This is a genomic window from Neorhizobium sp. AL 9.2.2 (assembly GCF_013317225.1).
Taxonomy (GTDB): domain Bacteria; phylum Pseudomonadota; class Alphaproteobacteria; order Rhizobiales; family Rhizobiaceae; genus Neorhizobium; species Neorhizobium soli.
On sequence record NZ_JAALXU010000003.1, the window covers coordinates 255,276 to 274,688 of the forward strand.

General features: G+C 61.1%; 19 protein-coding genes. 18 read left to right on the top strand and 1 reads right to left on the bottom strand.

The window, feature by feature from the left end; translation table 11 throughout:
* Nucleotides 1-59 precede the first annotated feature (59 nt).
* The 13 genes from G6K99_RS07880 (at nucleotide 60) to G6K99_RS07940 (ending at nucleotide 15,152) form a co-directional block, all read left to right on the top strand.
* Nucleotides 60-860 (top strand): hypothetical protein, encoded by an 801-nt coding sequence (locus tag G6K99_RS07880; protein ID WP_174196211.1) that lies wholly within the window; start codon nucleotides 60-62, stop codon nucleotides 858-860.
* A complete protein-coding gene (locus G6K99_RS07885; RefSeq protein WP_174196212.1) occupies nucleotides 857-1,141 on the top strand; it encodes a hypothetical protein in 285 nt (94 codons plus the stop codon). The genes G6K99_RS07880 and G6K99_RS07885 overlap by 4 nt, the downstream gene beginning before the upstream one ends.
* Complete coding sequence (locus G6K99_RS07890) at nucleotides 1,138-2,139, top strand: hypothetical protein (protein WP_174196213.1); 1,002 nt, start codon at nucleotides 1,138-1,140, stop codon at nucleotides 2,137-2,139. The genes G6K99_RS07885 and G6K99_RS07890 overlap by 4 nt, the downstream gene beginning before the upstream one ends.
* 186 nt (nucleotides 2,140-2,325) lie before the next feature.
* On the top strand, nucleotides 2,326-3,162 hold the full coding sequence (locus G6K99_RS07895; RefSeq protein ID WP_174196214.1) for a phage capsid protein: 837 nt from the start codon (nucleotides 2,326-2,328) through the stop codon (nucleotides 3,160-3,162).
* A 13-nt stretch (nucleotides 3,163-3,175) separates the two neighbouring features.
* The gene (locus G6K99_RS07900) at nucleotides 3,176-3,430 is read left to right on the top strand and encodes a hypothetical protein (protein ID WP_174196215.1); all 255 of its coding nucleotides are present in this window, start codon (nucleotides 3,176-3,178) and stop codon (nucleotides 3,428-3,430) included.
* A 58-nt stretch (nucleotides 3,431-3,488) separates the two neighbouring features.
* Nucleotides 3,489-3,941, top strand: coding sequence for a hypothetical protein (locus G6K99_RS07905; protein WP_174196216.1), 453 nt, complete (start codon nucleotides 3,489-3,491; stop codon nucleotides 3,939-3,941).
* A gap of 9 nt (nucleotides 3,942-3,950) precedes the next feature.
* Nucleotides 3,951-4,574, top strand: coding sequence for a hypothetical protein (locus tag G6K99_RS07910; protein WP_174196217.1), 624 nt, complete (start codon nucleotides 3,951-3,953; stop codon nucleotides 4,572-4,574).
* The gene (locus G6K99_RS07915; RefSeq protein ID WP_174196218.1) at nucleotides 4,574-7,297 is read left to right on the top strand and encodes a hypothetical protein; all 2,724 of its coding nucleotides are present in this window, start codon (nucleotides 4,574-4,576) and stop codon (nucleotides 7,295-7,297) included. The genes G6K99_RS07910 and G6K99_RS07915 overlap by 1 nt, the downstream gene beginning before the upstream one ends.
* Nucleotides 7,298-7,299: 2 nt before the next feature.
* Nucleotides 7,300-7,623, top strand: coding sequence for a hypothetical protein (locus tag G6K99_RS07920; protein ID WP_174196219.1), 324 nt, complete (start codon nucleotides 7,300-7,302; stop codon nucleotides 7,621-7,623).
* A complete protein-coding gene (locus G6K99_RS07925; protein ID WP_174196220.1) occupies nucleotides 7,611-8,099 on the top strand; it encodes a hypothetical protein in 489 nt (162 codons plus the stop codon). The genes G6K99_RS07920 and G6K99_RS07925 overlap by 13 nt, the downstream gene beginning before the upstream one ends.
* Nucleotides 8,099-10,834, top strand: coding sequence for a hypothetical protein (locus G6K99_RS07930; protein ID WP_174196221.1), 2,736 nt, complete (start codon nucleotides 8,099-8,101; stop codon nucleotides 10,832-10,834). Before G6K99_RS07925 ends, G6K99_RS07930 begins: the two co-directional genes overlap by 1 nt.
* Nucleotides 10,831-12,552, top strand: a complete 1,722-nt coding sequence (locus tag G6K99_RS07935; RefSeq protein WP_174196222.1) for a hypothetical protein — start codon at nucleotides 10,831-10,833, stop codon at nucleotides 12,550-12,552. Before G6K99_RS07930 ends, G6K99_RS07935 begins: the two co-directional genes overlap by 4 nt.
* Nucleotides 12,552-15,152 carry a hypothetical protein gene (locus G6K99_RS07940; protein ID WP_174196223.1) on the top strand — a complete coding sequence of 867 codons (2,601 nt, stop codon included), beginning with the start codon at nucleotides 12,552-12,554 and terminating at the stop codon, nucleotides 15,150-15,152. The genes G6K99_RS07935 and G6K99_RS07940 overlap by 1 nt, the downstream gene beginning before the upstream one ends.
* Here the strand turns inward: G6K99_RS07940 and G6K99_RS07945 are convergent.
* Nucleotides 15,088-15,369 (bottom strand): hypothetical protein, encoded by a 282-nt coding sequence (locus G6K99_RS07945; RefSeq protein WP_174196224.1) that lies wholly within the window; start codon nucleotides 15,367-15,369, stop codon nucleotides 15,088-15,090. The two genes, G6K99_RS07940 and G6K99_RS07945, sit on opposite strands and share 65 nt — an antisense overlap.
* Before the next feature lie 80 nt (nucleotides 15,370-15,449).
* Here G6K99_RS07945 and G6K99_RS07950 point away from each other — a divergent pair, with 80 nt between their 5' ends.
* From G6K99_RS07950 to G6K99_RS07970, 5 genes are read left to right on the top strand one after another with little or no spacing between them, the layout of a single operon-like run.
* Nucleotides 15,450-16,172, top strand: coding sequence for a hypothetical protein (locus G6K99_RS07950; RefSeq protein ID WP_174196225.1), 723 nt, complete (start codon nucleotides 15,450-15,452; stop codon nucleotides 16,170-16,172).
* Nucleotides 16,172-17,929 (top strand): hypothetical protein, encoded by a 1,758-nt coding sequence (locus G6K99_RS07955; RefSeq protein WP_174196069.1) that lies wholly within the window; start codon nucleotides 16,172-16,174, stop codon nucleotides 17,927-17,929. The genes G6K99_RS07950 and G6K99_RS07955 overlap by 1 nt, the downstream gene beginning before the upstream one ends.
* Complete coding sequence (locus tag G6K99_RS07960; RefSeq protein ID WP_174196226.1) at nucleotides 17,929-18,972, top strand: hypothetical protein; 1,044 nt, start codon at nucleotides 17,929-17,931, stop codon at nucleotides 18,970-18,972. The genes G6K99_RS07955 and G6K99_RS07960 overlap by 1 nt, the downstream gene beginning before the upstream one ends.
* A gap of 11 nt (nucleotides 18,973-18,983) precedes the next feature.
* The gene (locus G6K99_RS07965) at nucleotides 18,984-19,160 is read left to right on the top strand and encodes a hypothetical protein (RefSeq protein WP_174196227.1); all 177 of its coding nucleotides are present in this window, start codon (nucleotides 18,984-18,986) and stop codon (nucleotides 19,158-19,160) included.
* 12 nt (nucleotides 19,161-19,172) lie between these two features.
* Entirely contained in the window at nucleotides 19,173-19,337 is a 165-nt protein-coding gene (locus G6K99_RS07970; RefSeq protein WP_174196228.1) for a hypothetical protein, read from the top strand.
* The last annotated feature ends 76 nt before the right edge of the window (nucleotides 19,338-19,413 follow it).

Here is a 19,413-nt window from a genome sequence, read left to right on the forward strand (position 1 = left end):
CAACGGGCGAGCGGGGTGTCGGTCCCGCTCGCCTATCCTTCCGACAAAGGAGAGACGATATGACCACAAGACGATGGGGTGATAACGATCGCCACTTCGGGCCGTTTCTGTTCGCCCGTGATCGCCGATGGAAGCCCACAGCAATCGTTCTCGGCTCCGGCCACGATGAGTACGTCGGCTGCAATCTGCGCGTTAGCGCATTCGGGTTCACTATGATTGTGGAAATGCCCGCGATCATCAAGCCATCTCGCGTTTGGGTGGACACGTCTGGCCGTTCTTGGTCCACCTCGCCAAATGGCGGATATTGGGACGAGCACGAGCGAGAATATGGGTTCACGCTCTCGGAGGGGCACCTCTCCGTCAGTCTTGGGCGCCAGACCCAAGACAGCAGCACCGAACAGCGTTGGGGATATTTCTTGCCTTGGACGCAATGGCGGTACGTGCGCAAGTCCTGGTACGGATTGGCCGGCGAACTCTTGCGGACTGAGGCTGAAAGTAAGGATATCGAGGTCCGGCGCAATTCATGGCAGGCCCAGCGCGAGTTCGAAGACACGATGCCCAAGGCGGTATTCGCGTTTAAGGACTTCGACGGCGAAGAACTATCCGCGACGACGCATATCGAACAGATGGAATGGAAGTTCGGCACGGGCTATTTCAAATGGCTCTCGCTCTTCCGCCCCCGCAAGGTCAGGCGTTCGCTCGATATCCAGTTCTCTGGCGAGACTGGCAAGCGCAAGGGCTCATGGAAGGGCGGTACGACAGGCCATTCGATCGACATGAATCGCGGCGAGCTGCACGAGTCCGCTTTCAAGCGGTACTGCGCTGAACACGGCATGACATTCGTTGGTGCCGCCGAATGATCAACACCAAGTCCGTCGCCATCACCCGTGATCAAGCCCACGCGATCAAAGCTCTCCGCGAGGGCACAGCAGACGCCAACCAGCAGACTGTCGCCCTCGACTGGATCATCTACCAAGCGGCAGGCCTTGCGGTCTCTCAGTTCGTTGAGGGCTCCGACGATGGACGCCGCGCTACCGACTTCATGACAGGCCGGGCTTTCACCGGTCAGCAGATCCTCGGGGTGGCAATGTCCCCGATGGACGCTCTGTTCAAACCAGGCAACGAAAAGGCCGATAAATGACCGACGCGAACCCCTCTCTTGACGCAACGGCAGCCGATACAGGCGCTGTTGCCGCAGACGTGACCACCGACGCGAATGCTGGTGCTGGCGCTGGTGCGGACACCGCAGCCGTAGACAACGCCGCTGGTGACGCTGCAGCCGCCGACACTGGCAAGCCGACCACCGCCAAGGCGGGCACGATCGCAGACGCTGGCGATGACACCGGTGGCGATGACGGCGCCGACGCACCCGGTGATGCAGACTGGCGCAAGGAGTTCGCCGGCGGCGATGAGAAGGTCCTCAAGCGGATCAGCCGCTACGCATCGCCACAGGGTATCGTCAAGGCTCTGATCGCAGCGCAGGACAAGGTCCAGGAGAAGCAGGCCAACGCCGGCAAGCTCCCGGAAGACGCGACCGACGAGCAGCGCGCAGAATGGCGCAAGGCTCAGGGGATCCCAGACAAAGCCGACGCCTACCAGCTGCCCAAGGTGGCCGGCTATGACTGGTCGGATGCGGACAAGACTGTCGCCAGCGACTTCTTCACCGCAGCGCACGAAGCGAACATGACGCAGGCCCAGGCCGAGCGCGCCTTCAGCTGGTATGCCGATCGCATGCAGACCATCACAGCTGACCAGTACGAGAAGGACACCAGCAGCCGCAATGCTCTGGAAGACGATCTCCGCTCCGAATGGGGCCCGGAATACCGCTCCAACGTGAAGATGCTCGCTCGCTATGCTGAGCAGACACCGGGCGCCGGCGCATCAATCCTTGAAGCCCGCCTGCCAGATGGTCGCCGTCTCGGTGAGGTGCCTGAGTTCGTCAAGGATCTCGTCGAGCGTGCTCGCGATCACTACGGCGACAGCTCGTTCATTGCCGGCGATGGCGGATCTTCCATGAACAACAGGAAGGCCGAGATCGAGAAGGTCATGAAGTCGGACATCAACCGGTATCGCTCCGAAGGTCTCGACAAGGAATACCGCACCATTCTTGAGGCTGAGCAGCGCTCCAACAAGCGCTAGCCTCCACGACATACCGGACATCCCGGTTGATATCCCCGCCCTCTGAGGCGGTTTTTTTACGGCCAAGTGACGCCCCGACGCGCTGATAGCGGCTCCGCAAGGACACCCCGCGATGCTCCCGCTCGGACACCCTGAACTGGACGTGCTCCCAAACCCCGATCCCAATCCTATAGAAGGTGAACACTGATGCCAGCAGCACCAGTCATTCAGTTTCGCAAGGAGACGGTCGCAGGCTTCGAGCAGCGCGTTTCGCTGCTCCGCGCCACGACCACTCGCGAAGCTGTTATCAAAGGCAACCAGGCCACGTTCCTCGTTGCATCCTCAGGCGGCCGTGGTGCCGTCACCCGCGGCGATAACGGCGACCTGCCGTATGGCCAGCCAAACAACGTCCAGCGCACCGTTACGCTGGTCGAAAAGCACGGCACCCACGAGGAAACCGGCTTCAACATGTTCGCCTCGCAGGGCGACCAGTTCGGCATCATGCAGGAATCTGCCATGACCGACATCAACATCGACGTCGACAAGGTCATCATCGCAGCACTCGCGACCGCCACTCAGACCGCCGGCGTTGCCGCAACGGGCTCCGTTGCTGTCGTAACCAAGGCTATGGCTATCCTCGGTGCAGCCGATGTCGACACCGACAACCCGGATGACCTGTTCGCCGTCGTCACCCCAGCAATGCGGGCCTACCTCATGCAGACCGCGCAGTTCTCGTCCGGTGACTACGTCGACAGCAAGCCGTTCGCCGGTGCCACTCGCAAGATCTGGCGCTGGGCTGGCTTCAACTGGATCGTTTCGACGAAGCTTCCAGGCGCCGGCACCAGCTCGGCAACGTGCTTCTTCTTCCACCGCTCTGCTCTCGGCCACGCCGTGAACATCGGGGAAGAGAATATCGATGCTGACTACGAATCGAAGCACGACCGGTCCTGGGCGCGCGTGACCCTCTACCACAACGCACTGCTTCTGCAGAACGCCGGCGTGGTGAAGGTGCTTCACGACGACAGTGCCATGGTCGCATCGTAAGGAGATCTGAGAGATGGCTTATTCGACCACACTGCCTCCGCAGAAGCTCGCTGCCGGCACTGGTGCCAGCATGCAGCTCTGGGGCTACACCTCGGCTGACACGCTCGCCACTGTCGTAGGCGCCGCCTACATCAGCAACGGCTCTCAGCTTGGTATGCGCGTTGGTGACGCCGTGCTCGTTCGCGACACGACCACCCCTGCATCCGGCATCCGCTTCGTCAGCGCTGTCGTCAAGGACGGTGCAGCGACTCTCGTCGCCGGCGCCTAATGGATTGGGGGTTTCGGCCCCCTTTCTCCTCCCCCCTATTTCTCCCTCGAGGCAATCAATGCTGACCCTTCCTGAGCGCCAGATGGCGCAGCGGGCCGAACACGCTCGGTCCATCTACCAAGCTGATATCCCAACAGGCATCACGTTCGAGCAGTGCATCGAGCCCACATTCTGGGCCCATTGTGTTGGGCGGCTGAAAAAGAACACCCTGATCGAACTCCTTTCCGAAGACGGAAGCTTTGACGCCCTTCTCCGCGTGACCGATCGGGATGTCGGGTTCGCCAAGATGCGGGTTCTTCGTGTCTGGAAAAACGAGGATGCCGCCCCGGCTGCCGGCGAGACTGAGACCAGCATTTCCGAGAAGCTTCCCCGCATCCTGTTCGTGCCGTCTGGCGCGACCAAGGGCTGGCGTCTGCTTGGCTTTGACGGGAACACCGTCAAGGAAGGCATCATCGAGAAGGCTTCGGCTCAGGCAGAGCTTGAAGCCTACAAGCAGCGCGCGGCTGCATAAGGAACCAAGATGGCATCGAGACTCGGTATCTACCAAAGCGCGTTGATGAAGATCGGGAGCCCTCGGCTTCTCGACCTCTCTGAAAACGTTGCCTCGCGGAAGACGATCGATGCCGTCTATGCTGATTGCGTCGAGTTCTGCCTTGAGCTTGGCACATGGGATTGGGGGACGCGCACTGTGTCCCTCTACTCCTCCACTGATATCGATCCGATCTTCGGCTATGAGCATGCGATCGAGAAGCCTGGCGACATCAAGAAGGTCGTGGCGATCTCCTCCGAGCCCACGCTGACCGATCCTCTGCAAAACCACACCGAGGACGCACAGTGCTGGTACACGTTCTGCAGCCCGCTCTACGTCTCCTATGTCTCGAATGATCCGGCTTATGGCCTGAACATCGGCGCATGGACGGAAGCGTTCGCTGACCTCGTCGCCATCCGGATCGCCATCGTCACCTGCGAGACCATCACGCAGTCGACCGCAAAGCTCGACGAGCTGAAGCGTGATTTCCGGACAGCCAAGTCCAACGCGATCGGCATCAACAATTTCGACGACGCACCGAAGCGCTTCCCTGAAGGCCGGTTCACTCAGGCCCGCCGAGGTGGCTATCGCAGTTCAAGGGTTGGTCGTTACTGATGGCAAAACAGTCCGTCCTTCTCCATGCGCTCACTGTCGGTGAGATCAGCAAGGAAGCGCTGTCACGCGTGGACCTGACCAAGACCCGGCTTGCCGCCGAGGTGCAGGTCAACCTCCTGCCGAAGACAATCGGTTCCGCCTACTTCCGCCCACCGTTCCAGTATCTGTCGACTGCTCCGGGCTTCGAGGTCATGCGCCCATTTGCGATCAGCGCGGCCCGCGATGCGATTGTGCATTTCCGCTCCGGTGGCGTGACGATCTCGCTTGATGGCCAGATGGTCAGCCGGCAGGCGGTCAGCTCGACTGTGGCCAACGGAGATTTCTCGACGACCGCTAGTTGGACCCTCGGTGTCCTGAATGGAGCCAACGCTGAAATCGCAGGCGGTCAGCTTCTTCTTCAAGGGCTCGCTCAGGGTGGCGCCGCAGCAGCCCGCCAGACGGTCACGACAAGCTCCGTGGGCCAAGAGCACGCAATGCGCGTTGTCGTCACCCGTGGCTCTGTGGAGTTCCGTATCGGCTCGACGCTGAATGGGCAGCAACTGATCAGGAGCACGATGCTCGCCGAGGGCACGCACTCCCTCACGTTCACCCCGACGACATCCTCCTATTTCATCCGCTTGCGCAACACGACGCAGCGGCCATGCTATGTCACGTCATGCCAAGTCGAAGGTGCTGGTGAACTATTTCTCCCAACGCTCTATGCCGAGGCAGATCTCCGCAAGATCCGGTGGGATCAGTCGGGCGACGTGATGTTCCTGGCTTGCGATGGGTATGAGCAGCGCAAGATCGAGCGTCGGTCTCTCCACTCGTGGTCCGTCACCCGATATTTGTCCGAAGACGGTCCATTCGGGCTGGTCAAAGACTCCCCGGCCAAGCTTCAGGTGACTGAGCTTTACGGCTCTGCAACGTTGAACGCCTCGCAAGACTATTTCACCAGCGATATGGTTGGCCGGCTAATTTACCTGTTTCATAACAAGCAGCGCCGCCGCACCATCCTTGCCGCTGACGAGGAGTTCACCCTCCCGATCCGAGTTGCCGGCATCAAGGACATCGAGCACGGCTACAACGATCGTGACTTCTCCTACACCGTCACCGGGACATGGGCCGGCACACTCACATGGCAGCGCGCCTATGGAACCGAAGACGGCGGCTATGCTCCCTACAAGAACAGCACTACGGACAACACGATTGGGTTCACGGCCAACCCCAGTGGCGTCGAGCGAAACGATGACTACGACAGCAATTCCATCACGTTCTATAAGCTCGGGTTCCAGAGCGGCGATTATACATCTGGCTCTGCAGTCGTCACGGTAGGCTACGATGGCGGAACGACGGACGGCATTGTCCGGATCACGAGCGTCACTGACGGCACAACCGCTCGCGTCGACATCCTCGACCCGCCAGGCGACGTGACCTACACCAGTACTTGGCGCGCGGGCCAGTGGTCCAATGAGACCTCGTGGCCTGCCGCTGTCTCGTTCTACGATGGGCGCCTGTTCTGGGCTGGCCTCGATCAGTTCTGGGGTTCGGTCTCCGACGAATATTATTCCTACGACGAGAACAAGGAAGGCGATTCCGCTCCGATCCTGCGCAACATGGCTGTCGGCCGCGGCGTGCAGAAAGCAAAGTGGATACTGCCGCTCTCTCGCCTGATCATCGGGACCGAGGGCTGCGAGATCGTCGTCAAGTCGTCGAGCTTGGATGAACCGATCACGGCGAACGGCATCACGCTTAAGGCGTTCTCTGACTTCGGCTCTGCGGACAACGTCTGCGCGGTCATCGCCGGAAACAATGGCCTGTTCATCGATCGCACGGAACAGCGGCTCATCGAGATCCGCGATGCATCAGGTGCTGGCGATTACACCTCGGACGAGATCACCAAGGTCAACCGGGACATCCTGAAGCCAGGCGTCGTCGATCTGGCGGTTCAGCGCAATCCCGACACCCGCGCATGGCATGTCCGCTCGGACGGCAAGTGCATCGTCCTCACCTATGACGAGGCAGAAGATATCAAGGCCTTCACCCCGATCGAGGCTGGCGGCAATGGCCTGATGCAGTCGATCTGCGTCAGCCGGCAGGACGGTCTCGATCGCGTCACGGCCTTGTTCAAGCGCACCATCAACGGCGCCACGGTCTACACGCGCGAGCGCATGATGCTCGACGACACCGCGGCAGGCGCGCGGATCAACTGCGAGATGGATTGCTACCGGACAGGTACGCTCGGGTCTCCCAGCAGCACGATCAGCGGCCTGGGGCTCTATGAGGGCCTGCAGGTCGCGGTCAACGTCGATGGCGTCCCGCTCGAGCAATACTTCACTGTCACCGGTGGACAGATCAACGTCGGCGTTCCCGTGACCAACTATGTCGTCGGGCTGCCGTTCGAATGGCGGTTCAAGAGCGCAAAGCTCGCTTATGCCTCATCAATGGGAACTGCGATCAACCAGCGCAAGCGGGTCGACAAGATCGGGTTCCAGCTGGTCAACACGCACAACAAGGGCATCAAGTACGGGCGAAGCTTCGATGATGCGCAGATGTATGCCCTGCCGAACCTCGTCGACGAGAACGACGTCAGCAACGTGACCCATTCCGAGTACGATCACGACATGACCTCGTTCGACGGAGCGTGGGGCACGGATAGCCGCATCTGCCTCAAGGGCAAGTCTCCGTTCTCCTGCACGGTTTCCGGTCTGACCTTCACCATCACAACGCATGATGCAGGCTGACCATGAGAGTTCTCGCAACGGCCGAGCTTGAGCAGTTCTACGACAAGCTCATCAACTTACCGGTGATCGCGTTCGGAGAGGATGACGATCATGGGCTCTACGCTGTCGGCGGCCTGGCCTACGACGGCGGTCAGTGGTGGGTGTTCTTCGACATCGTGAGGGAGCCAGCGGGCGTGGGGCCGAAGCTTCTGGCCGGCATTCGCCAGATCAAGCGCGTTGCAGACGCCATCGGTGTGGTCCCGAAGGTTCTCCGGAACAGCCAGTTTCACACATCCTCGCGCGTCGTCGCGCTTGCAGGCTTCGAGGTAGTTGAATGTCAGGACTAGAATTGCTCGCAGCCGGCGCCAGTGCGATCGGGACCGGCATTTCTGCGATCGGCCAGATCCAGTCTGGCAAGCAGCAGGATGCGATGGCTCAGTACCAGGCCGATCAGATGGAGCAGCAGGCCAAGGATAAGATGGCCGTTGCCTCCCGCGATGCCGAGCAGGAAGGCAAGAAGAAGGACGCGCTGCTATCACGCCAGGTGGCGCTTGCCGCGAATTCAGGTGGCGGCGTGCAGAACCAGTCGGTGCTCAAGATCCTCGAAGATACCGAGGCGGCAGGGCAGTACAACGTCAGCACGGCGATCTACAACGGCCAGCAGGAAGCGGCTGGGCTCAGAAGCCAGGCCGAGGCCACAAGGATGGAGGGGCGCGCCGCTTCGTCCGGAGCAGCCCTTGGCGCGGCTGGCACGCTCATCTCCGGCATTGGCGGTGCAGCCAAGTCCTACAACTCCTATAAAACGAAATACGGGTACACCTGATGCCAAAAATGCCAGGGGCTGATCAGCTCGGCGTAGCGCGACCACAGCCGAACACCCGGATTGCGTCTGCCGATCTTTCGGCGGTCGGCCGCGGTGCGCAGCAGTTGGGGCAGGGCATCCGCTCGCTTGGATCGGACATTGCTGAGATCGGGCAAGAGAACCGCCAGCAGCGCGGGACAACCGAGATCTCCGGTGCCAACGCGTTCTATGCCGACAACATCCTGTCGTCCGAACGCACGATCAAGGACAGCGGCGACTATTCCTCGTTCGGCAAGACCTTCGACACCCAGGCCGGCAAGATCTTGCAGGACGGCGCCAAGCTGATCGCGGACCCGACGTATCGTGAGAAGTGGATCGCGGACAAGCAGGTCGATCTTGCCAACCGCCGACAGTCCATCCTCGGTGCAGCCGACAACCGCCGGAACGAAGCCTATCAGGTCAATCTGGGCAATGCGCTCGAGAAGGATCAGAACATCTTTACCGATCCGGCGACCCCGGAAGCCGACAAACAGGCGTCGATGGCGCGGATCAACGACAGCATTGCGGCTGCCGAGCAGACAGGCCTTTTAAAGCCAGCACAGGCCCAGCAGTGGCGCGACACGTATGCGAAGGGCGGCATCCTCAAGGAAGCTGAACTGAAGATCCTGAACGACCCCGGCTTCCGTAAGGAGGTCATCTCTGGATCAGGTGCGGCGGTCTCAGGCGGCGTGATCGATCGGATCATCGGCGTGGAGAGCGGTGGCAACGCTACGGCCAAGAATCCCAATTCGTCTGCCACCGGCGCAGGCCAGTTCATCGCTTCAACGTGGATGAACATGGTCAAGCAGTATCGCCCAGACCTCGCTGAAGGCCGATCGGCAAACGAAGTGCTTCAGCTTCGCAACGATCCGGCGCTCTCTCGTGAGATGACGAAGCGCTATTCGGAAGAGAACGCGTCGTTCCTGCGTAATCAGGGCGTCGAGGCGACAGACGGCAACATCTATCTCGCCCACTTCCTCGGGCCCCGTGGCGCTGCACAGGTGCTCAAGGCAGATCCGAATGCTTCGGTCGAGAGCGTCGTCGGCGATGGCGTCGTCAATGCCAATGGCTTTCTTCGCGGAAAGAACGTCAGCGACCTGATCGCATGGTCGAACAAGAAGATGGGCGGCGCGTCCAACAGCTCCACCAGCGCTGCTCTGCGCCAGGGCAACTATGCCACGCTTGCTCCCGAAGACAGGCAGAAGCTCTATCAGCTGGCAGAGAGGACACAGAACCAGTACGCGGTCGAGCAGCGCGGCGTGATCGCTGATGCGGTCGAGAACGCGCCGATCGCCATTCAGAACACCGGCACCTATACCGGCAACCTGCCGACGCAGGATCAGTTCCTCGAAGCCTTCGGAGCGGATGAAGGGGTTCGCAAGTATGACGCGTTCAAAACGTCTGTGGATACGAGCCAACAGGTCTATAATTTCCAGACAATGCCCGCCGAGGCGATCACGCAGGCGGTAGCGGCTGCCCGCCCGACGTCGACCGGCGATGATGCAGCCCTTGAGCAGTCCAAGTATCAGGTGCTTGAGCGCGCGGGCGCCGAAGTGGTGAAGGCCCGCGAGGCTGACCCGGCATCCTACGTGCAGCAGGCATTCCCGGCCGTGCGGCAGGCATGGTCCGACGCTTCCACAAGCGGTGATTTCAGGGCGGCTATGTCTGCCAGCATCGCAGCTCAGCAGCAGCTCGGCATTCAGAACGTCCAGCCATTGCCCAAGGAAGTCGCCGGCAGCGCGCTCGACAGCTTCAAAAAGCCGGAATTGAGCGATGAGGACAGGCTCAACTCTGTCGCAGGCCTCGTGTTCTCCACCAGCGATCCACAGCAGCGCCAGGCCGTGTTCGGTCAGTTGCTGAAGGCCGGTCTGCCTCCGACGATGCAGGGCGCTATGGAAGCCTCCGCGCGCGGCGACACCGGTGCGGCCTACCGTCTGATGCAGGCGTCGATCGTGGACCCGGCCAAGCTGCCGAAGTCTGGCGAGACCAAGCCTCGCGAAGTCGATGAGGCGATCTATGCTGGCGTCTGGGCTCCGGGTGAGATCGGCGATGCGGCTTACGGCACGACCTATGGCGATGCATCCAGCCTTGAGCGGGCGACGGTCGGGACCGAGCTTCTGCGCAAGGCCGCACTGATCCGCGTCTCTCAGGGGCAGGATGTCGACACCGCCGTTGAAGGCGCGAAGAAGGATCTGTTCGGCGACATGACGGTGTTTTCCGGATCAGGCTCCGTCACTGCGAACCTTCCGATCCCGAAAGACATTGACCAGCAGAAGCTCGCTGACGGGCTTGAGGCATCGAAGGCATCGTTCAAGGCCGCGATCGAAGCAAGGCGCTCAGCGGTTATGGATGGGGCAAATAGCAAGGTTGCGGACGGCAGCAAGGCTGTGATCGACGCGGCTACCACAAACCGGGCAGCCGATATCGTCGACAGCGGGATATTCGTCCCGGTCGGCAATGGCATCGGCATGCGCGATCCCTACACCGGTGCCTTCGTCTCTGGTCCTGATGGCAACCCTCTGACGCTTCCTCTCGATCGGATCTTGCAGATGGGCGGCACAGTGCAGAGCAACACATCCAGCGGCGGTCGCGCTCCATTGGAAATCACCGTGACGCCGGCAGATGCAGCTGGTGCGCGTGGTGACCAGACGCGGCAGGAAATGGACCAACAGAATTACGGCACCTTCTCTGACATGCTGCCAGGGGCTTCCGAATGAGCTTTGCATTCATCCCGGGCCCAAGCGGGCGGGCGATGACGGATGGGGACTTCCTCACCTCGTCGCTCGATCAGCCGTTGTCGATGGGCACGACCTTCTGGGACAACACGAAGCAGGGGCTCAACGAGAGCTTTGGCATCGGCACGGCTATTCGCAGCCTCACCACGCCGGAAGCCGCGCCGCCAACCGATGGCGGGCTCGGTGACACTATCGGCGCCATCAACCGGGCGATTTCCCCAGACAGCATCATCCGCCGTGTGATCGGCACTGACTACGATGGGCAGGCTGCTCTGTCGGAAGACCAGTACAAGTCCTCGACATCGTTCCGCGAGAGCATCCCGTTTGCTCCCGGCATGACGGAAGACCGCGCTGCATCGCTGGCTCAGGCTGACGATCTCAAGAAGGTCCGCGAGTTCTATGCTGAGAAGCGCCCGATCACGGCATTTCTCGGCAAGCTGGCCGGATCAGCGGTCGATCCGATCAACTATATCCCGATCGCTGGTGAGGCTGTTGCAGCGGCCAACGCTGCCCGGTTCGGCCGGGTCGGTGGTGCCGCGCTCACAAGCTCGATCGACGCCGCTGCCAACACGGCAATCTTCGGCATTGGCACGGCGCCGGTGCGCGGGCAGCTTGGCGATGAGGTCGGGTTTCAGGATACCTTGACGCAGGTTGCGATGGCCGCGCTGATCGGTGGCGCATTCGGTGCTGTTGGCGGCGCATTGGGCCGGGCGCGCGGTTCTTCGCCTGAACTGAGGGCAGAGGCCGAGACGAAGCTCGCAACGCTCCAGCGGGTTCAGGAGAGCCGTGTCGCGCTTAATGATGCGATCGACGGCATGTTGAACCGGGGCGAGGTAGAAGTCTCGCCGGCCAGTGCCGACTTCGCTGCACAGGTTGCCGATCGGGAGCTTCCGAAGATCGCTATTGCTCGCATGGCGCGGGAAGCAGATCAGGCCGCATTCGATCGCCTCGATGTGCTGAACAAGACCTACGACATTAACGAAGCTGAGATCGCAAAGCTTCAGTCCCAGACGATGGACAATCAGCAGTTCGGCCCGACGCGCGCCGCCATGATCGAAGCAGACCGCCTAGCCGAACGGCTACAGAAAGCCGAGACAGCAATCGAGAAGGCGCCGAACGAGAAGCAGCGTGCTACGGCAACCGAACGCCGCGACACCGCCCGCGAGAGCCTACGCCAGCATCTGGCAAGCATAGACGACGCCAAGGTGCAGCAGATCGAAAGCGTTGATGAAGCCTTGGCCGCGCGCCGGTCGGCTCATGCATCGGTGGTTTCTGAGCGTCAGCAGCTTATTGCACGCACAACGCAGCTTAACGCGCAGGCCCGGGACGCATTCTGGCAGCAGCGTTTTGCTGAGCCCCGCGGCGAACGGCAGATAGCGACGACCACAGATGCGCAAGCAGGCCCCACACAGGCACTCAGCCGCGTCGACCGGTCTGTTCCCCAGCAGCCTGTCCGGCGCGCGGTGACGGAAGCTGCCGGCCGTGTCGGCAAGCCAGAAGCTGATCGGGCTATGGCAGAGCAATACCGGGTGAACCCTGAGACGGGCGAATATCCAGAGATTGCCGACATTGAGCGCCTCCGCTCCGAAGGCCGGCTCACGGAAGAAGACATCGCCGCACTCGAAGATGCCGATGCGATCCTCACCACCGCAAATTCATATGGCGAAGCGCTCAAGGCCTTCGCAGCTTGTGAGATCTGATGGCTGACGAGTTCAAGAAATCTGCTTGCTACGGCGCTGCCCAGGCTGCGGCCAAGGCTGCCGGCGAGGAACTGAGCGACCGCGACATGGCGGCTGCGTTTCGGGCGGCGCAGCAGGAGCGTGAACGCCTGCGCCAGTCTGGCACGACGAGCGGGATCGAAGACAAGATCAAGTCCTTCGCCGAGCAGACAGCCGAGAAGACCAAGATCGCGGCCGCCCTTCAGCGCCGGCATGCAGCGCTCAACATCCTTGCCCGTGACCGGCTGGACTCGTCGATCGAAGCGTTCAAGGCGGCTGGCCTGTCCCCCAAGGCTGCACTGCTCGCGGTCATGGAAGGCACGCAGCAGGGCGTCAAAGGCGCCAGAGACAGCGTGTTCGCGCGCCGGCTGGGCTATGAGGCGGATTACGTCGGCGGCATGCTGGCGGAGATCCAGAAAGACCGTCCGCATCTGGTGAACTCCCTGTCGGATCAGCGCCTGTCGGAGGATGTGTTCCGCGAGATGAGCGAGCTTCGCGAAGGCGGCAAGCCGGGAATGACCGGGAACGACGATGCCAAGTATCTTTCGGGCGTCTTTGCCAAGCACATCGAGGCCAGCCGGGTCGAACTGAACAAGCTCGGCGCATCGATCGGCAAGCTGGACGGCTGGGCAGGCGCTCAGGTTCACGACGATATCAAGATGATGAAGGCCGGCAAAGAGTCGTGGGTTGATTCCGTCGCGCCACTTCTCGATCTCAATCGCAGCTTTCCGGATGTATCGAGCCCTGCTCAGCTCCGCGAAGTGCTGGGCGACATCTACGACACCCTGATCACCGGCATGCCGAACAAGGCCACGCCGCGTGAGATGGGAAAGCGCGTCAATCCGGCCAACCTGGCTAAGTCGCTCGGTAAGACCCGCGTGATGCACTTCAAGGACGCAGACAGCGCCATCGCTTACCGGGACGCCTTCGGCTACGGGAACTCGATCTACGGCATTATGGCTCATCAGCGGCGCGCGGCTGGCATGGCAGCGCAGATGGAAGTGTTCGGGCCGAACCCGGAGATGATGCTCAACAGCCTGATCGAAGGCGAACGCCGCAAGCTCAAGGACGGGACGCTGCCTGATACCGAGAAGGTCAAGGCGATGCAGACGCTCAACGCTGACGCTGGCCCGCTGCGGAACGCAATGGACATCATGTCGGGTGCGATCTCTCGCCCCGGCAATGTCACTGCGGCAAAGATCGGCAACGATATCCGTGCGGTCCAGAGCATGGCCAAACTGGGCGGCGCTGTCCTGACCGCAATGCCAACCGACGTCATCGGAACGGCTGCCGCATCAATGTTCCGCGGTGGCGGCTTCTTCCCCGGCATGGTCAAGCAGATCGATGGCATCTTCCGCGGCCGGCCAAAGGGTGAGCAGGCGGAAATTTCGTTCCTCCTGGGCGAGGGCTTCGACAGCATGATTGGCGACGTCATGTCGCGCGGCTTCGTCAATGACGGCCCGGTCGGCAAGATGTCGCGGCTGACCGAATCCTTTTTCAAATGGAACGGCCTCGACTGGTGGACTGATGTTGGCCGGTCCGTCGCTGGGCGCATGGTCGCGGCTGAGATGGGCATGCGGGCCAGCAAGCCCTTCGGAGAACTGCCGGCCAACTTCTCCCACGTCCTGGGGCTGCACGGGATTGGTGAGGCGGAATGGTCCGCCATCCAACAGGTCAACCGCCGCGAAGTGAACGGCAACCGCTACATCACGTCCGACGCGGTGCGGGATCTTCCCGATGAGGCAATCATGCCGCTCGTTCGCGATCGGCTCTCATCGGCCAAGACAGACGCGCGCAAGGCCGAGATCATCGACGAGGGCCGTCGCAGCTTGCAGCTCAAGCTTCTGTCCTACGTGGCAGATGAGACGAACTATGCGATCGTGGAAACGGACGCAGCCAGCCGGCGCTTCTCGACGCTTGGCACGCGCCCCGGCACGGTCGCAGGCGAGGCCACGCGCTTCGTCATGCAGTTCAAAGGCTTTCCGATCGCGTTCTCCCAGCGCGTGCTTGGGCGGGCTCTATTCGGCGGGCAGGGCGCCAACAAGTGGGAGCGGGTGATGAACAACGCTCCACACATCGGCGCGCTTCTGGGTGGCCTCACAGTGGCCGGCTACATGGCCATGACGATGAAGGATGCAGCCAAGGGCTATTGGCCCCCACGCGACCCGACCAACCCGAAGGTGATGATTGCCGCGCTCACACAGGGCGGCGCGCTGGGTATCTATGGAGACTTCCTGTTCGGAGAGGCCAACCGGTTCGGGTCAGGCGCGCTCGAGACGTTCTCCGGCCCGATGATCGGAACCATGAGCGATCTCATCAATCTGCCTCTGAAGGCTCGCACGTCGCTGGAAGAGGGCAAGCAGCCGAAGATGGCCGGCGATCTGATCAACATGATGATCAACAACACGCCATTCATCAACCTCGTTTACACGCGGCCGGCGCTCGACGCCCTGTTCCTCAGCTCTCTGCGCAACTGGGCAAGCCCCGGCTACATCGCCAGACAGCAGAAGAACAGGTTCAAGGATTACCGCCAAACTTCAGCGCTACCAGTATACCGAGGGGTAGAGCGACTGCTGCCATAAGGCCCCACGCTTTGGCCGTTCCAAGCGCAAGGGCCTTGGCGCCGCGCAACCCGTCGATCGTGTAGCCGATACCCAACAGCGTGCCAGCGAGCCACAGGATAACGATCACCGGCTCAAAGCCGCGAGACCACCGCTCAGCCATTGCAGTCCCTGCCAGGAAGGCCGGAAGCAGCATAGCGGTCATGAAGGAAATGAACTTGCGGGCGTCTTTGCTCATGCGAGGCACACAACCACAAATCCAGTTCCAGAAGCAAGGCTCCACTCAGGGGCCTTTTCTGTTTCGCCCCGGAGAACACAATGGGATCTATTGAAATCAGCCGACGCGACGGGCTGTCGTCGACGACTGCATATAAAGGCCCGTGCCGGGTAGCCACTACCGGCAGCATCACCCTCTTCGGGACGCAGACCGTTGACGGTGTAGCGCTTGCGGAGGGCGAGCGTGTCCTGGTGACTGGCAACGGGATCGACAACGGGATCTGGATTGTCGTAGCCAACGGCGTCTGGCGGCGTGCAGCAGACTGGAATAAGGCCGGCGATATCGCCCGCGGCACTCGCGTCTGGGTGACGGCCGGGAATAACGGGCCGGCTGAGATGGAGGTGTCCAGCCTCAACCCCATTCCCGGCGTCACAGCCGTGACGTTCGATCTCTCCGCAGGCAATGTGAACGCGGCCGCTCTCTCTGCTGCAATGGCTGCAGCCGTAGCAGCGGCTGTCGCGGCAGGGGTTGCGCTCGACGCAATTGCCGGCATCGTTTCATCGGTCAACCCGATTACAGAGTATCCCGTCACCGTCTCGCTGGGCCAGACGTCGGTAACGATCCCAGGCGGATATGACGTGATCGGTTATGTGCTGCTCGAAGGCCTTCACATTTCGGGATGGACCGCGCCAGGCGGCGGGGTCGTGACCTTCCCGGCGATCACCACTGACGACACTGCCGGAGAAGCAACGGCAGAGATGATCGTGGGAGTCGGTAAAACTCCGATCGTAGGCTTCGACACATTGGACGGAGGGAGCATCTAATGTCCGCAAGAGACTTTCTACGCCGGCAGCTGACGGATGACGAGCGCTCCAAGCTCGGGGCGTTGCCCACGAACGACGCACTGGATCTGCTTCTCGGTGGGAGGCAGCCACTGAACAGCAGCCTCACGACGCTGTCGAGCAAGACGATTGGGACGAAGGGGCTTGATCTTCTCGCGTCTTCGACCAGCGCCGCAGCAATCAACGCGCTTGGCGGCTCCGCTGGCCTGATCGTTTCTGGAATGATCACGAGCCTTGACGCTGTGAAGCTGACAGGAACTGTTGATCTTGATCGGCTCCCCACAATACCGAACGCCAAGATCTCTGACCTTGATGCCGCCAAACTGACCGGCACAATTGACGTTGCTCGGCTTCCTGTCATCCCGGGCAACAACTCGCTGTCTGCCACGAGCATCGCGGGCCTCACGACGCTTCAGCAGGCGGCGGTTTCGCTCGGCACGATGGTTTACACGGCCGATGGTGGCGCGTGGCGCTACTCCGGCTCTGGGTCGAAGACAGCGGAAGCGAGCTACTATTACACGGCCGATGTCACGCCCGAATGGAACGCCATCGCCAACAAGCCGGCGCTTGCCACAGCCGCTCAAGGTGCGCTTGCAGATACAGCCCTGCAGGCCGGGGCGTCGGCCGAAGTCTTGACCGAGGGCGCGACCAAGAAGCTGCTGACGGCGACTGAACGGACGAAACTTGCCGGTATTGCTACGGGCGCAACCGCGAACGCAACAGACGCCAGTCTTCGCGATCGGACAACGCATACCGGCCTTCAGGAGATGGCGACGATTAGCGGACTTGTTGCCGCGCTTTCCACCTATGCGCAGGTTGCAGGCCCAACAGCAGATCTTGGGGCAGATCTTGGGCAGGCGTCACGCCGATACGGCACCGCGTACCTCTCGGCTTTGCAGCTCGGTGGCAATAGCCAAGTCAACACGTCTCTTCACATCAACGGGGCGGCGGGCAGTGACCGCCAGGTTCGTTTCAAAACGGCAGGCGTCGATATCTGGACGCTGTTGGCAGACAATTCGCCTCAGTCTGGGGGCAACGCTGGTTCTGATCTGCTGCTTCTGCGGCGTTCGGATGCAGGTGCGCAACTCGGTACAGCTTTCAGAGTGTCACGAGCTACTGGTCTTGCCACGTTTGAGGTAAGGCCTAGTGTATCGGGTGCCGGCTTGGTCGAAACGCAGAACAACAAAGGTGCGGCCAACGGGTATGCAGGCCTCGGGGCCGACGGGTTGGTTCCGTCCTCCCAGCTTCCAGTCAATGGCTCTTACAAGGGCAGCTGGAACGCCAACACTAACACGCCGACTATCACTGCCGGGGTTGGGGCGAACGGCGACGAATACACCGTCTCCGTCGCTGGCACGAATTCGATCACCGGCACGTCGACGGCATGGAGCGTTGGCGACCGCGCGAAGTTCACGACGAACGGCAACAAGTGGGAGCGCATCCCATCGGTCCAAGCCGTCAATTCGGTCAATGGGCAGACTGGGATAGTCGTTCTGGCCAAGTCGGATGTGGGCTTAGGCAATGTCGACAACACCTCAGATGCGAACAAGCCGGTCAGCACCGCGCAGCAAACCGCGCTCAATCTCAAAGCCAATACCGCCAGCCCGGCGCTGACGGGAACGCCAACAGCGCCCACGGCGGCGCTCGGCACGAACACCGACCAGATCGCCACGATGGCTGCTCTTAAGGCAGGCCTCGACGCCAGTAATTTCGACACTCTCGACGGAGGAGCCATCTGATGGTCACCAAATCCACACGCATGCAGTCACGTCGCACTTCGACGGCCAGCAAGGTGTTCTCGGCCGGGGAACTGCTGGAAGGCGAACTCGGCATCAACATGGCCGACCGCAAGCTCTATGCCAAGGACGCTGGCGGCACTGTATTCAAGGTTGCCCCGCCAGCCTCGGCGCTCGGAGACGGCATCGGTATCGACTGGAACGCCTTCCAGACGCGTATTCTCGCGACAAAGACACATGCCGCCGGCGAAGCCCAGTCTCTCCTGGACATTCAGGTAAACACGCGATCTGGCACGATTGACGGTGGGGGTGGGGTCGGCTCCGCGGTTTCGATAACTTCGCGCGCCGTAGCAGGGACGAAATACGGCCACTTCAATCTCGTTGCCCTGCTCGAAAACAACAGCTCATACGTCGAGGGCGTTGATCCGTTCTTTGCTCATTCGGCGGCAGTCTCATACATCAACCAAAACGTTTTGCAGGCCGCTCCCGGTTTTGCCCACGCGTTCGAAGTGAAGGAGACACACGGCCAAGCCAACCCGACGAATGGGTCGCTCGCCTCGGAGCACACTGTCATCGCCACAGGTACGGATGCGAACAACAAGAGAACGATGGTTTTCCTGCCGACCAACAAATTGAATGGCGGGGATGGCATTTTCACAGAGTTCGCTAACGGCATCTTCTGGAAAACAAGCGCGAATACCAAATATAAGCGCGCGATGTATCTGGAAGGCCAGTACGATGCGGTCCTGAGAGCCAGCGAGATCAGCGCGGAAAATCTGATCGTCGCGACTGGTGCATTCAGTAAACCGGTTATCGATCTGCACGCGCTCTCGGTGACGGGGGGAGCTGCAATCGCAATTAATGCAGCCCATTCGTTGCAGTTTCAGAATGCGGATGGCGTTGGATTGGGCGGGCTTGGCTACGACAACAACACGTTGACCCTGGCCGGCGTATTGACCCAGTCAGGCGCGGGCGCCGTTGCGACCAGAGCCGTCATCAACGTCAACGGCACGCGCTACGCAATCGACCTTCGCGCATTGGCATAAGGAGAAGCCAGATGGATCTTAAAGTTCAATACCCCCTCAAGAAGGGCAAGAAGTACGAAGCTTCGGACGGTAAAAGGTTCGACACCTACGAAGCCGCGCAAAATCATCAGGTGCCCATCAATCAGGCAGCTGATATTTCGGACCCATATCGGATGCTAGGCGATCAGAGCCAGAAGCTTCGCCCGTAGGAGAAACGCCAAGTGGACACGAACGTACAGCAAATCGCGAATGACCGTCTGGCTTTGGAGCTTGGGCGCCTCATGGTTTCTAAAATATTCCTAGAGGCGCAAGTCGAGGGCCTTGCTACTAAAGCAACGATCGATAAGTCTGCCACTATCAAGCAGGGGAAAAAGCTGGCGCCTTAATGCAAGACCGGGGGACGGGACCTTATTTTCTCCATCCCCCATTCCGCCAGTTCCTGGGCAGATATGCCGGGGTTCC